The sequence below is a fragment of the Nitrospira defluvii genome, assembly GCF_905220995.1.
Taxonomy (GTDB): domain Bacteria; phylum Nitrospirota; class Nitrospiria; order Nitrospirales; family Nitrospiraceae; genus Nitrospira_A; species Nitrospira_A defluvii_C.
On sequence record NZ_CAJNBJ010000017.1, the window covers coordinates 26,942 to 39,120 of the forward strand.

Consider the following 12,179-nt stretch of genomic DNA (forward strand, 5'->3'; position numbering starts at 1 on the left):
GTGAATCGTTACCGCTTCGAGTATTGGAAGCGCTTTCTGGCGCCCTTCTGACCGTATTTCTTACGTTCTTTCACGCGAGAATCACGGGTCAGTAGGCCTTCCTTCTTGATGGGAGCGCGGAATGCCGCGCTCATGATGACCAGCGCCTTTGAGATGGCATGGCGCAATGCTCCGGCCTGGCCGGCTGGGCCACCCCCATAGACGGTGGCACGAACAGAATACTTACCCGTTACTCCGGCCAACTCAAATGGAAATTGAATCACATTTCGTAGGGTCGGGCGGGGAAACGCTTGTTCCAGCGGCTTCTCATTGACGACGATGTCACCGGCGGCTGCGGTGACCCATGCGCGCGCGATCGCGCTCTTTCTCTTTCCGGTTGCGTACTGCGTCATTGCTGCCATATCAGGCGGTCTCCTTCACTGATCGAATTCGAAGAATAAGAATCACAATGAGAATGATTCCAGTTTTTGCGCTTGGTGCGGATGCGTTGCGCCGGCATACACGCGCAACTTCTTGGCCATGTGGTTGCCGAGCGGATTCTTGGGCAACATACCTTCGATGGCCTTCGTCAATAATTTGGTCGGATCCTTTCGGTGGATATGCTCTGCCGTGAGCGTCTTCAAGCCGCCAGGAAATCCGCTGTGAGTTGAGTAGGTCTTACTTTCCATCTTGTTGCCGGTGAGCACGACCTTCTCCGCGTTGACAATGACGACATGATCACCCGTATCGACATGGGGGGTGAAGGTCGGTTTATGCTTGCCTCGCAACAGGGTGGCGACTTTCGCCGCAAGGCGGCCAAGTGTCTTCCCCTCGGCGTCCACGAGGTACCATTTGCGTTGCACATTTGCGGGCTTCTCGAGATACGTTTTTGTCATGGTCTCCATCTACTCCTGCACGATAGGAATCTAATGTGAGGTATGAGGCCTCACGCCTGTTGGGTTTCTGTATTGTTGGTATCGAGTCGATTGATCCAGGCATCCAAATGAACCGCGGTTCGCCGGTTCAGGACGTCCTGGGTGGCATAAATCGGGCAGCCGGCTCTGAGCGCCAGCGCAATGGCATCGCTAGGGCGAGCATCCAGGGTCCGATGGAGCCCCTTCGAGGCGAAGGCGATGCTGGCATAGTACGTACTGCTCTTAACGTCCGTAATGACGACCCGCTCGATGCGGACACCCAGGTGATCCGCAAAGCTGCGGATGAGATCGTGGCTCATCGGGCGAGGTGTCACCACATGGTCCATGGCCAGGCGAATCGCGTTCCCTTCGGCGGACCCAACCCAGATCGGCAAGGTGACGCCGGCATCGTCACTCTTCAGCACGACGATCCGCGTGTCGGTGTTGCCGTCGTCCAGCACTTGCTTCACACTCAGTGCCACGAGCTCCGATGATGCATCCTGCTGCTTGGCGGCATCCATGTCTAGGTATCCAGCTTTCCGAAGTCTTCGGGTTTAAGATTTTCTAGCCACTGCTCAAGCTCTTCGGACGACTGCTTCTTAATGACCTTCTCGCTTGCGAAAATCGGCGCGCTGGTTCGAAGGGCCAACGCAATGGCGTCGCTGGGACGAGAATCGACCGTATATTCAGAATCTTCGTACATTAGGTGAATCGTGGCGAAGTAGGTATTGTCATTCAAGTCCGTAATGACCACGCTGATGATCTTGGCATCGAAAGTATCGAGAAATGATTTCATCAGGTCGTGGGTCATGGGGCGTGGGGCAGTGACGCTTTCCAGTGCCAGACCGATGGCGCTCGCTTCTGACTTTCCCACCCAGATTGGGAGCATGTCCGAATTGTCCTCGTCGCGCAACACCACTATATAGGCGTTGTTATAGGGGTCGAAGATCAGACCCTTTACCCGCATTTGTGTAATCACGGCGGGAGTATCCTTCCCGATGTCGGCTGAAAACCTCAAGAATAGGGCACTCTAGCACTTCCGAAATCAGAGTGTCAATGAATTCAACGGGCTGACGGCTCGACGCGGGCGGTCGAGAACGGATGCACTGGACCTGACACGGTCTCGACGATGGGGACAGTCAACGCAGCGAGGGAGCATTCATCCGGCCGATTGAATGTGACCCGTGCGCCGCTGCAAGGTGAGGGCGGGGCGCACGGGCGAGTTCTTCTTGATGTTACGTGCCAGCCGGCCGGTAGTTCTGGTCGATTTTCGAGGTGTCGGCCTGTTCCCCGAGTTTGAGGAAGGCTTTCATTTGTTTCTTGACCAGCTCTCTGCCGCTCTCATCGCCCAAATTGACTTGATACTCATTGATGACCATGACCCGCATCCCTTCCCATTTCTTCCAGCAGGGCTTACAGACCTTGGCCTTGATCTCTGCTTCCAGTTTTCCCAGGAATAACATATCCGTGATTGCTTCGCCTGCCTGGCCACAGGTGACACACTGCACATCTGCCATAGTTGCCTCCGTGAATCTGTCGAAACGAGTGTCTACTGATAGAGAACGGCATTCTAGCACCGGAGGCTCGGGGAAAAAAGGGTAGGCTGCGCCGTTGACGCCTTTCTTGATTAATGTTACAACTGCGTCCCTTCGCTCGCACATCGAATTGGGGACGTAGAGCGGTGTGTGGGTGTGTGATGGAATGTATGCCCGGATGGCGGAACTGGCAGACGCGCCGGACTCAAAATCCGGTTCTCGCAAGAGAGTGGGAGTTCGACCCTCCCTCTGGGCACCATCGACAACTCACCTACACCGCCAGAAACCCGAACTGTCCTTCAATGGCCTTCACGCAACAAGGTGCGGAAATACACAGCCCAGGACGCATCAGATCACGAATGAGTGGGGCGGTTAAATGCGTGACAACACTATATAGTGGATGTCGCGACCGAAAACATCTTGACATGATGTGGGGCTTAGCCTATAGTTCGCCCGAATTTGCTTTGGAATACGTATGACTCGTTTAGTTTATCGCCGTCCATCATCAATCTCTTATCAATTCCAATCACTAAGGAGGCAGCACATGCGTAACGTGTTGGCACTTGGAGCTGCGGTGCTTTTCATCAGCTCCGTTGGTGTTGCAGGCGCTCAAGAGCGTTTGCCACAGTCCTCGTCGGGATCAGGGTTCGGTGTCGGCACCGGAGTCGGGGATGTGTCGGGCAACTCCGGCCGTACGGCAGCATTTGACCGGAATGCTTTCATGGAACGTCTCTCGCAGGCTGAGACGGTTTTCGGTCGTGTCTTAGCTATCGATCTACCCGGTGGAAAGCTGCACCTGGAGACCGGTGGTAGTTCTCATGACGAAGGCCGTGCGGGAACTGGTGCGATGTCCTCACTCACTCTTTATATCGACGACAAGACCAATCTTGATCAAGTGCGTGTCTTGAATGCTGGTGATGACATTTCGGTGCAGGTTGTTGAGCCGTTAAACCAACGGGCAGAACAAGGTGTTTACGGGACTGGCCGTAAGCTTGTGCGAGAAGTTTACTTGTTCCGTGGGAACGAGAAATTGGCAGGTTTCGGCGGCCTTGGCCAGCGTCCGGCTCCGTCCACGGAGCGCGGAATTGAGACCAATTCGGCCACGAACACTGGTGGTCCGGTCGGCGGAGTCTTCCCCGGAACGGTCACTTCTGGTGTGGTCACCACCACGGTGGGTGAGTTCACTGGAACCGCACCGTGCTGGAATTGCGAACCACAGCCGGGTTGGGGTTATCAGACCGTCGCTCCGGAAACCAAGGTTCAGAACAAGTCTGATTATGGGACCGACAGTGCCAAGCCTAATCTCCAGAAGGGCTGGACCAACTAAGACATAAGGCCATCTCACTGGCCGGTTGCTGAGCGGGGTGCTTCGAAAGAAGCGCCCCGCTTTGTTTTTTTGCACTTGATGTAATGCCCGTCGTTGCAAGACTGGAAGTGGCTTGGTAGTATCAGTCATTCACTGAGGGTCAGTCCTGACATGTCTCAAGCATCTTCGCCGACTCAGATTCCAGACGAGGAGTTGGATCTTCGTGGGGTCATTTGTCCCTATAATTTCGTGAAGACCAAGCTCAAGCTGGAAAGCATGGCCCCCGGCCAACTCCTTCTTGTTCATCTCGACGACGGCGATCCCATCCGGAATGTCCCGCGTAGCGTGTCCGATGATGGCCATGATGTATTGTCGCAGGAGCGCGCCGACCAATCCTTTCGTGTCGTGATACGAAAGCGACTCGACGAATAATTCTCAGTCGTTCTTTCTCCCTAGTGTCCTCCTCCGCCCCGTGCCTTCCACAACCAGTACCGCAACAGACGCGTTGTTGAAAATCGCCTCCTTTGTGAGCAGAGCTTTAACACGTCCTCGCAGGACCTGCTGACCCGGTTGTGTGAGGTCGAGTCCCAGGACGGCCTTCCGGTTGCCGAGCGTGGTCAGGAGTATGGTGAGAATGTGGCGGAGTGCGTGCACCGAAGGCAACAGAATGAGGGGCCTCGACTCCTGCTGCAACGATTGGAGGCGACGCGAGAAGTTGTGCGTGCCGCCGGCGCAGCGACCTTCGAAGACGAACGCGTTGGCATCCATGCCGCAGAGAGTGGCTGCCGCGGCCACGATGGATGGTCCGGGAATCACTTCCACCGTCAGGCCAGCCTTCGCCGCAGCTGTAATAAGTAATCGTCCTGGATCGTACAGAGCCGGCATGCCGCAATCGGAGACGAGTGCAAGGTGCTGTCCCCGTCTCAAGCGATCCAGCAAAATCGGCGTCTTCTCCGTGGCATTGTCACGATCGTAGGTTGTGAGGGGAACATGAATGCCGTGGTGCGACAGGAGCGCCTGTGTCGCCAGAGGATTTTTGGTTGCGACCAGGTCGACGCGACGGAGTGTGGCCAGAGCGCGGATCGTGAGATCATCCGGATGTCCGATGGGCACGCCGACCAGGAAGAGTGTGCCGATCGGAGGACGGGATGACGCACGCTTTTCTTGACTCTGTTCTTTCCTCATCGATATAATTTCCAGTTACCAAAAATAGTGACTTTGCGCTGAAAAGTTGCGAGGATAGGGCGAAATGTCATCAGTGTTTTTTATGCTCACGATGGGCCTCTATTTCGTGAGCACCGTGTGCTATCTGGCCTATCTGCTGCGGCGGGCCGAGACTCTGTCAAAGGTCTCGCTCGGGATCACGGCCATCGGGTTCGCCACCCACACCGTGGCATTGGTGGCCAGGATGGCCGATACCAGCCAGGCCCAATTACCCACGTTTCACGAAGCCCTCTCATTTTTTTCCTGGATGCTGATTTTGGTGTTTCTTGCCGTGGAGTTCCGTCGACAACTCCACGTACTTGGGTCTTTTATCGTACCGCTGGCGCTGATCTCGCTGGTGACCGCCGCGGCGTTCCGGTCGGATGAGGCCTCCACTCTCCAGCCCGTATTCAAGACCTTGTGGGTGCACGTCACCCTGAGCATGTTAGGAACGGTCGGATTTGCCGTGGCATTCGTTGCGGGGGTGATGTACCTCATTCAAGACGGTCTTCTCAAGTCCAAGCGGTTCAATGTGCTCTACGCAAAACTCCCGGCCCTGGACTATCTTGATCATTTGAACCAGCAGTCTATCGTGATGGGATTCCCGCTGTTGACGCTTGGGATCATCAGCGGAGCGTTTTCCGCGGAAATCGTCCGCGGCACTTACGTCAACTGGAATCCTGAACAGACCTGGGCCATGGTGACATGGGGCTTCTACTTCGCCGTCCTGGTCGGTCGATTGACCATCGGCTGGCGCGCCAAGCGAGCGGCCTATCTGACCATCATCGGTTTTGCCGGTGTGATTTTGACCCTGATCGGCGTGGTCTTGAAAAGTCACGGATCGGTGTCCTGATGCATGTCATCGTAGTCGGATTGAGCCACAAGACCGCCCCGGTGGAGATTCGCGAGAAACTCGCCGTTCCCGAAAGTCGGTTGCGGGAGGCACTCAGCCGGCTCTGTACCTATCCTGGTGTTCGTGAGGGATTGCTGCTTTCCACCTGTAATCGGGTCGAAGTGTATGCCGTGGTCGAAGACTTGGAAAGCGGCTATGGTCGGGTTCAGGAGTTCCTGGCGGATACTCATCTGTCCCTTTCCTCGGAACATCTGACCCCGCATCTTTACTGGCATGCCGGCGACCGCGCGATCGGCCATCTCTTCCGCGTGGCTTCTAGTCTCGATTCGATGATCGTCGGTGAGTCCCAAATTCTCGGCCAAATCAAGGATGCGTTCGAGGTTGCCTTGACGCACAAGGCCTCGGGGTTATTGCTGAACAAAATCGTGAAGAAAGCCATTTCGGTCGCCAAACGTGTCCGGACCGAAACCAAAATTGCGGAGACGGCTGTCTCAGTGAGTTACGCCGCCGTCGAACTGGCGAAGAAAATCTTCTCAAACCTCACCGAAAAGACCGTGCTCCTGATCGGGGCGGGTGAAATGGCGAAATTAGCGGCTCGCCACCTGATCGCCAACGGAGTGCGTCAGGTGAGAATTACGACCAGGAACTTTCAGCACGGCTTGGAGTTAGCGCAGAAATTCAATGGCACCGCCGTACCGTTCGAGGACTACAAGACAGAACTCGCCGAGGCGGATATCGTGCTGGTGTCCACCGGAGCGTCGCACTATTTGGTCACTGCCGACGATGTGCAGCGGGCGATGCGACAACGGATGAGTCGCCCCATGTTTTTGATCGATATCTCCGTGCCACGCAATATCGACCCCGCCGTCCGGCCGATCGACGATGCCTTCCTCTTCGATATTGATGATTTGCATATGCGAGTGGAGCAAAACCGGGAGGACCGGTTGCGTGAAGCGGCGAAGGCTGAGCAGATGGTGGTGGAAGAAGTGGCCGTGCTCGGACAGTGGTTGCAATCTCTCGAAGTCACGCCGACCATTGTGGCGTTGCGCAGCCGAACCGAAGAAATCAAACGACGTGAGGTGGAGAAGGTCCTTGCGCGATTAACGCACCTGAGCACCGAAGATCGTGCCGCCGTGGAGTCGCTGGCCTCCGCCATCGTCAATAAAATGGTGCATGGCACGATGGTGACATTGAAGACCGAAGCCACGTCTTCCAGCGGCGCGGCCTATGTCGATGCCGCTCGCCGCTTCTTTAATTTGGAGGAGACGCAACCTGCCTATTCATCCGGACAGGCAGAGGGGCAGGAATTACCCGAGAGGAACGGACCCGGTCACGAAGCCACAGGATTTTCCGAGCCCTCATTGGTACAGCATACAACGAAGGAGCCTGGCCGGCGGGGTCGCTAAACAGACCACCGGTCACACATCATATGAACAACGTGTTGTTGACAGGCAATCGGCCACCGTCGGTGAATCGGCCAGGGCGTGGTCGTCGATGAGTCGTTCGACGCTGATTCTCGGTACGCGTGGCAGCAAGTTGGCCGTCCATCAAAGTCAGTGGGTTCAGGCGCGTCTCCAGGAACTGGCCCCCGGTCTTACCATCTCACTGAAACGCATCCAGACCTCGGGCGACAAGATCCTCGATGTCCCGCTCGCAAAAATCGGCGGCAAGGGGCTGTTCGTCAAAGAAATTGAAGATGCGCTTCTGAGCGGGGAGATCGACCTCGCGGTTCACAGCATGAAAGATGTCCCGACCGCATTACCGGAGGGGCTGGAGATCCTTTGCGTGCCGCCTCGTGAGGATGCGCGTGATGCGTTGATCACGCGGGATGGGTGCGGGCTGGATCAGCTGAAGCCCGGTGCCCGCATCGGTACCAGCAGCTTGCGACGGCAAGCCCAGTTGCTGCACCATCGCCCCGATTTTGTGATCGAGATGCTGCGCGGCAATCTGGACACCCGCCTCAGAAAGTTGCGCGAGGGACAATTTGATGCCATTGTGCTGGCTGCTGCGGGATTGCGGCGGTTGGAGTGGGACGCGGAGATTTCGGAATACCTTCCGGTTCATCTCAGCCTGCCTGCCATTGCTCAGGGCGCGCTGGGGATCGAGGCGCGCAGTAATGACAGCGTCGTGCGCGACGTGTTGACTCGTTTTGAACATCGTCCTACCAGAATGACCGTGACGGCCGAACGCGCTTTGCTGCATCGACTCGAAGGCGGCTGTCAGGTTCCCATCGCCGCGCATGCCGTGTTGGATGGAGAGACCTTGACCCTGGACGGCCTGGTGGCGACGGTCGATGGGCGGCGTGTCATTCGCCATCAGATTCAAGGCCCAGCAGTCGATGCTCAGCAGCTGGGGACGATATTGGCCGAGCGATTATTGGCTGATGGGGCGGATGTCATCCTCAAGGACATCTACGGTCGGGCGTCATGACCACGACGACGCGCACAGGGAGAGTCTTCTTGGTTGGGGCGGGCCCCGGCGATCCGAAACTGCTTACGTTGCGCGGGAAGGAATGCCTCGAGCAGGCCGATGTCATCTTGTACGATTATCTCGCCAACGAAGCATTGCTTCAGCATACGTCCCCGGAGGCCGAACGCCTCTACGTCGGGCGTCGCGGCCGCGGTCAGTATCGAGACCAATCGGAGATCAATCGCCTCCTGATTGATCATGCGCGGTCGGGAAAATACGTCGTCCGTCTGAAGGGCGGCGATCCGTTCGTGTTCGGTCGGGGAGGAGAAGAGGCCGAGGCGGTTGCCGCCGCGGGGCTGGAATTCGAAGTGGTGCCTGGAGTGACGGCGGCCGTGGCAGCGCCGGCTTATGCGGGGATTCCCGTTACGCACCGCACCATGGCCTCGACCGTGACCTTCGTCACAGGTCACGAAGACCCTACCAAAGATCGCAGTCGTATCGAGTGGACGCGGCTGGCGACGGTGCATGGCACCTTAGTGTTTCTCATGGGCATGACCAACTTGCCGAAAATCGTGCAATGCCTCAAGGCTGAAGGCAAGGAGGGCGCCACACCCGTGGCTGTCATACGCTGGGGGACTCGGGTTTCTCAACGAACCGTCGTCGGGACGCTGGACGACATTGTGGAGAAAACGGCGGCAGCGCAGATGGAGCCGCCAACCGTGATCGTCGTCGGTGAAGTGGTGCGCTTGCGGTCGCAGTTGAATTGGTTCGAACGCCGCCCGCTGTTCGGCACACGCGTGCTGGTGACAAGGCCGAAACCTCAGGCGGCAGAGTTGTCCAATTTGATTCAGGCGCAAGGCGGGGAGGCCGTGGAATGTCCGACGATCGAAATAGCGCCTCCTGAAGACTGGGCTCCGTTGGATGCCGCGATGGCGCGTCTGTCTACCTACGGATGGTTGATTTTCACCAGCGTGAACGGTGTTGCGCCCTTCATGACTCGATTGCTCGAGACCAGGCGGGACGTGCGTGCCTTGGCCGGCATGACGATCTGCTGTATCGGCCCGCGCACGGCGGAGGCGTTGGCCGTGTATGGGTTACGGGCAGATGTGATCCCGGAGCAGTTTCAAGCGGAGGGGATCCTCGACGCCCTGGCCGGGCGGCAAATCCGTGGAGCCAACGTCTTGATTCCGCGCGCGCTGGTCGCTCGTGAGCTCCTACCGGAGCAGCTGCGCGCTCAGGGCGCGGAGGTCGATGTGGTGCCGGTGTACCGGACGATTCGCCCGGTTGTGGCGACGGATCGGCTTGTCGAGCAACTCAAGGCCGGCGAGATTGATGTGATTTCGTTTACCAGTTCGTCGACGGTGCGAAACTTTGTCGAGTTGTTCGCCACACGGGACGAATTGTTGCAGTTGGTCGGATCAACGACGGTCGCCTGCATCGGTCCGATTACCGCGGACACTGCCCGGGAAGCCGGTCTGACGGTGCACGTCATGGCTGCGCAGAATACCATTCCCGCGCTGGCGGAGGCCATCGTTCAGCATGTTGACAGTCGACGCGCTCGTCACCCCACTTCGGCGGCGAGTTGATCGAGCGGCAGTGTGTGAGCCCATTCACTAGCAAGAGGGGAGGAGCGGCATGGTTCCAGTCAAGTCATTCATGGTTCCCAAAGACAAATTCATCACCGTGGAGCGGGATACGGATGTGCGTACCGCGGGGCGAGTCATGCGCGATCGCAACATCGGTAGCCTGTTCGTGACCAACGGGAAGGATGTCATCGGCATCATTACCGACACCGATATGGTGCGGCGGGTGGTCGCTACCGGAGCGGATATGACCAAGACGACTGTCGAGCAGATCATGTCGGCGCCGCTCGTGACGATCGAGGAACATAAGACCCTCCTGGATGCGAACGACCTTATGGCTCAAACGCACCTCCGCCATCTTGGGGTGACCAAAGACGGGCAGCTCGTCGGGATGATCTCCGTGCGGGACTTGGTGGTGTTTCTGACCAATTTGCCGAGGAAGTGAGCGCACCATGGCTTTTCCGATGCAGCGCATGCGTCGAACGCGGGAAACAGAACCGCTACGGCGACTGGTTCGGGAAACGAATCTCACGCCGAACGACTTTATCTACCCCGTGTTCGTCACTGAGGGGCAGGGGCGTCGCGAGCCGATCGCGTCGATGCCGGGACAATCGCGCCTGTCCATCGATCTGCTGGTCAAAGAGGCTCACGAGGTCAAGGCGCTCGGCATTCCCGCCATGATCCTGTTCGGGATTCCGGATCGGAAAGACGAACGTGGCACCTCGGGCTTCGACCCGGATGGAATCGTGCAGCGCGCGATACGCGCTCTCAAGGAACAGGTCCCCGACCTGGTGGTGATCACGGACGTCTGCATCGATGAGTACACCAGTCACGGGCATTGCGGCATCGTGAAGGAGGGCCGGATTCTGAACGACGAAACGCTGGATTGCCTCAGAGCCATGGCCAAGACGCATGCGCAGGCCGGGGCCGACATGGTCGCTCCCTCAGACATGATGGACGGACGAGTGGCCGCCATTCGAGACGAACTGGATCGGGCCGGATTTGTGGATATGCCTATCATGGCCTATGCCGCCAAATTCGCGTCCTGCTTTTATGCTCCGTTTCGCGACGCCGCCAATTCCAGCCCGCAGTTCGGCGACCGTCAGTCGTATCAGATGGACCCGGCCAATCGACGCGAGGCATTGCGAGAGATCGACCTGGATGTCGAAGAAGGCGCCGACATTGTCATGGTCAAGCCGGCCCTGCCTTATTTGGACATCATCAGTGCGGCGCGAGATCGGACTCTGTTGCCGATTGCCGCCTATCAGGTGAGCGGTGAATACAGCATGGTCAAGGCGGCCGCGCAGGCAGGATGGTTGGATGAGCGTCGTGCCATGATGGAATCGTTGCTGTCGATCAAGCGAGCCGGTGCGGACATCATTCTGACCTATTTTGCAAAGGAAGCCGCCAGGCTTCTCCAGTCACGGCACGCATGAAGATTTCTCGGGGACTCACCCCATCCGCGTCCAGGCCCTATTCGGTGGTGACCATCGGTAATTTTGACGGTCATCATCACGGCCACCGCGCGCTCTTGGATCAAGTGGTGACGACTGCGCGCCGGGAGGCCGGCACGGCGTTGGTGTTGACGTTTGATCCGCATCCGGTGAAGATTCTCGCCCCACATGTCAACCTCATGTTTCTCACGTCGCCTGAGGAAAAGCTGGCTCGCTTTGAGGCCGCCGGTATTGACGAGGTGGTGTTCCTGGAATTTTCCCCCGCGTTCGCCGCGCTGAACCCATTGGAGTTTGCCACCCAGGTCTTACGTGATGGGATTGGTACGCGGGAGTTGTTTGTCGGGAAACATTTCGCCTTCGGTCGAGGACGTGCCGGACGTATCGCGGATTTGTTGGAATTTGGTGCGCAGTTCGGATTTCGTGTGCATCCCATGCCGCCGGTCACCATCGACGGGGAGATCGTCAGTTCCACGCGGATTCGTCAGATGATTCAAGCCGGTGAGTTGCAGAAAGCTATGCGGTTTCTCGGAAGAGCCTATGGTATCGAGGGAACCGTCATTGCCGGGGCTCGGCGCGGGACGGAACTCGGCTGGCCGACCGCCAATCTACGACTTCCTGAAGGGCGTGTCATTCCGCCTGACGGAGTGTATGCCGCACGGGTGCTTTGGAAAGCCCGGCGCCTGGATTCCGTGGTCTATATTGGAAAGCGGCCGACCTTCGGGGCCGGAGAACGGTTACTTGAAGTGTCGATTCTGGATGAACGGCTGGACCTCTATGGCGAAACCATTCGTGTTGAGCTGCTGGGGTTTATTCGCGAAGACCGTGTGTTCCCTTCTGCAGAGGCGTTGACCAGACAAATTGAGTCGGACGTGGCCGCTGCCCGTGCACAGTTGCGTGAGGCGGCCTTAGACCCGGTCTCACCGCTCCATTCCCAATCATGAGC

At 57.7% G+C, this 12,179-nt stretch carries 15 protein-coding genes and 1 tRNA gene; 10 read left to right on the forward strand and 6 right to left on the reverse strand.

Going from position 1 to position 12,179, the window contains the following annotated elements; all coding sequences use genetic code 11:
• Nucleotides 1–8 precede the first annotated feature (8 nt).
• From rpsI to KJA79_RS15255, 5 genes are all read right to left on the reverse strand, one after another.
• Complete coding sequence (gene rpsI / locus KJA79_RS15235) at nucleotides 9–401, reverse strand: 30S ribosomal protein S9 (protein ID WP_213042925.1); 393 nt, start codon at nucleotides 399–401, stop codon at nucleotides 9–11.
• Nucleotides 402–443: 42 nt separating this feature from the next.
• A complete protein-coding gene (gene rplM / locus KJA79_RS15240; protein WP_213043577.1) occupies nucleotides 444–875 on the reverse strand; it encodes a 50S ribosomal protein L13 in 432 nt (143 codons plus the stop codon).
• Nucleotides 876–925: 50 nt separating this feature from the next.
• Complete coding sequence (locus KJA79_RS15245; RefSeq protein ID WP_213042926.1) at nucleotides 926–1,414, reverse strand: bifunctional nuclease family protein; 489 nt, start codon at nucleotides 1,412–1,414, stop codon at nucleotides 926–928.
• Between the two features lie 2 nt (nucleotides 1,415–1,416).
• Nucleotides 1,417–1,872 carry a bifunctional nuclease family protein gene (locus KJA79_RS15250; protein WP_213042927.1) on the reverse strand — a complete coding sequence of 152 codons (456 nt, stop codon included), beginning with the start codon at nucleotides 1,870–1,872 and terminating at the stop codon, nucleotides 1,417–1,419.
• A 256-nt stretch (nucleotides 1,873–2,128) separates the two neighbouring features.
• The gene (locus tag KJA79_RS15255) at nucleotides 2,129–2,410 is read right to left on the reverse strand and encodes a Fe(2+)-trafficking protein (protein WP_213042928.1); all 282 of its coding nucleotides are present in this window, start codon (nucleotides 2,408–2,410) and stop codon (nucleotides 2,129–2,131) included.
• A 190-nt stretch (nucleotides 2,411–2,600) separates the two neighbouring features.
• Between KJA79_RS15255 and KJA79_RS15260 the strand changes: the two genes are divergently transcribed.
• The 3 genes from KJA79_RS15260 to KJA79_RS15270 all read left to right on the forward strand — a co-directional run bounded on the left by KJA79_RS15260 (nucleotide 2,601) and on the right by KJA79_RS15270 (nucleotide 4,166).
• A tRNA-Leu gene (locus KJA79_RS15260) sits at nucleotides 2,601–2,687 on the forward strand.
• Between the two features lie 285 nt (nucleotides 2,688–2,972).
• A complete protein-coding gene (locus KJA79_RS15265; RefSeq protein WP_213042929.1) occupies nucleotides 2,973–3,755 on the forward strand; it encodes a hypothetical protein in 783 nt (260 codons plus the stop codon).
• A gap of 150 nt (nucleotides 3,756–3,905) precedes the next feature.
• The gene (locus tag KJA79_RS15270) at nucleotides 3,906–4,166 is read left to right on the forward strand and encodes a sulfurtransferase TusA family protein (RefSeq protein ID WP_213042930.1); all 261 of its coding nucleotides are present in this window, start codon (nucleotides 3,906–3,908) and stop codon (nucleotides 4,164–4,166) included.
• Between the two features lie 3 nt (nucleotides 4,167–4,169).
• On the opposite strand, the gene rsmI is transcribed toward KJA79_RS15270, so the two are convergent.
• Nucleotides 4,170–4,919 (reverse strand): 16S rRNA (cytidine(1402)-2'-O)-methyltransferase, encoded by a 750-nt coding sequence (rsmI, locus tag KJA79_RS15275; protein ID WP_213042931.1) that lies wholly within the window; start codon nucleotides 4,917–4,919, stop codon nucleotides 4,170–4,172.
• Between the two features lie 64 nt (nucleotides 4,920–4,983).
• On the opposite strand from rsmI, the gene KJA79_RS15280 reads away from it, so the two are divergent.
• The 7 genes from KJA79_RS15280 (at nucleotide 4,984) to KJA79_RS15310 (ending at nucleotide 12,177) form a co-directional block, all read left to right on the forward strand.
• Nucleotides 4,984–5,790 carry a cytochrome C assembly family protein gene (locus KJA79_RS15280; RefSeq protein WP_213042932.1) on the forward strand — a complete coding sequence of 269 codons (807 nt, stop codon included), beginning with the start codon at nucleotides 4,984–4,986 and terminating at the stop codon, nucleotides 5,788–5,790.
• Nucleotides 5,790–7,196 carry a glutamyl-tRNA reductase gene (gene hemA, locus KJA79_RS15285; protein WP_213042933.1) on the forward strand — a complete coding sequence of 469 codons (1,407 nt, stop codon included), beginning with the start codon at nucleotides 5,790–5,792 and terminating at the stop codon, nucleotides 7,194–7,196. Before KJA79_RS15280 ends, hemA begins: the two co-directional genes overlap by 1 nt.
• Nucleotides 7,197–7,284: 88 nt before the next feature.
• Complete coding sequence (gene hemC / locus KJA79_RS15290; RefSeq protein ID WP_213042934.1) at nucleotides 7,285–8,220, forward strand: hydroxymethylbilane synthase; 936 nt, start codon at nucleotides 7,285–7,287, stop codon at nucleotides 8,218–8,220.
• A complete protein-coding gene (gene cobA, locus KJA79_RS15295; protein WP_213042935.1) occupies nucleotides 8,217–9,785 on the forward strand; it encodes a uroporphyrinogen-III C-methyltransferase in 1,569 nt (522 codons plus the stop codon). Before hemC ends, cobA begins: the two co-directional genes overlap by 4 nt.
• Nucleotides 9,786–9,834: 49 nt before the next feature.
• Nucleotides 9,835–10,227: a CBS domain-containing protein gene (locus KJA79_RS15300; protein ID WP_213042936.1), complete on the forward strand. Its 393-nt coding sequence runs from the start codon at nucleotides 9,835–9,837 to the stop codon at nucleotides 10,225–10,227.
• A 7-nt stretch (nucleotides 10,228–10,234) separates the two neighbouring features.
• Nucleotides 10,235–11,218, forward strand: a complete 984-nt coding sequence (gene hemB, locus KJA79_RS15305; RefSeq protein ID WP_213042937.1) for a porphobilinogen synthase — start codon at nucleotides 10,235–10,237, stop codon at nucleotides 11,216–11,218.
• Nucleotides 11,215–12,177: a bifunctional riboflavin kinase/FAD synthetase gene (locus tag KJA79_RS15310; protein WP_213042938.1), complete on the forward strand. Its 963-nt coding sequence runs from the start codon at nucleotides 11,215–11,217 to the stop codon at nucleotides 12,175–12,177. Before hemB ends, KJA79_RS15310 begins: the two co-directional genes overlap by 4 nt.
• Nucleotides 12,178–12,179: the final 2 nt, after the last annotated feature.

Coding starts and splice junctions, on each gene's coding strand:
- rplM (WP_213043577.1), bottom strand. CDS start 875: ATGACAAAAACGTATCTCGAGAAGCCCGCAAATGTGCAACGCAAATGG.
- rsmI (WP_213042931.1), bottom strand. CDS start 4,919: ATGAGGAAAGAACAGAGTCAAGAAAAGCGTGCGTCATCCCGTCCTCCG.
- hemA (WP_213042933.1), top strand. CDS start 5,790: ATGCATGTCATCGTAGTCGGATTGAGCCACAAGACCGCCCCGGTGGAG.
- cobA (WP_213042935.1), top strand. CDS start 8,217: ATGACCACGACGACGCGCACAGGGAGAGTCTTCTTGGTTGGGGCGGGC.
- KJA79_RS15265 (WP_213042929.1), top strand. CDS start 2,973: ATGCGTAACGTGTTGGCACTTGGAGCTGCGGTGCTTTTCATCAGCTCC.
- rpsI (WP_213042925.1), bottom strand. CDS start 401: ATGGCAGCAATGACGCAGTACGCAACCGGAAAGAGAAAGAGCGCGATC.
- KJA79_RS15245 (WP_213042926.1), bottom strand. CDS start 1,414: ATGGATGCCGCCAAGCAGCAGGATGCATCATCGGAGCTCGTGGCACTG.
- KJA79_RS15310 (WP_213042938.1), top strand. CDS start 11,215: ATGAAGATTTCTCGGGGACTCACCCCATCCGCGTCCAGGCCCTATTCG.
- KJA79_RS15300 (WP_213042936.1), top strand. CDS start 9,835: ATGGTTCCAGTCAAGTCATTCATGGTTCCCAAAGACAAATTCATCACC.
- KJA79_RS15255 (WP_213042928.1), bottom strand. CDS start 2,410: ATGGCAGATGTGCAGTGTGTCACCTGTGGCCAGGCAGGCGAAGCAATC.
- KJA79_RS15280 (WP_213042932.1), top strand. CDS start 4,984: ATGTCATCAGTGTTTTTTATGCTCACGATGGGCCTCTATTTCGTGAGC.
- KJA79_RS15270 (WP_213042930.1), top strand. CDS start 3,906: ATGTCTCAAGCATCTTCGCCGACTCAGATTCCAGACGAGGAGTTGGAT.
- hemC (WP_213042934.1), top strand. CDS start 7,285: ATGAGTCGTTCGACGCTGATTCTCGGTACGCGTGGCAGCAAGTTGGCC.
- hemB (WP_213042937.1), top strand. CDS start 10,235: ATGGCTTTTCCGATGCAGCGCATGCGTCGAACGCGGGAAACAGAACCG.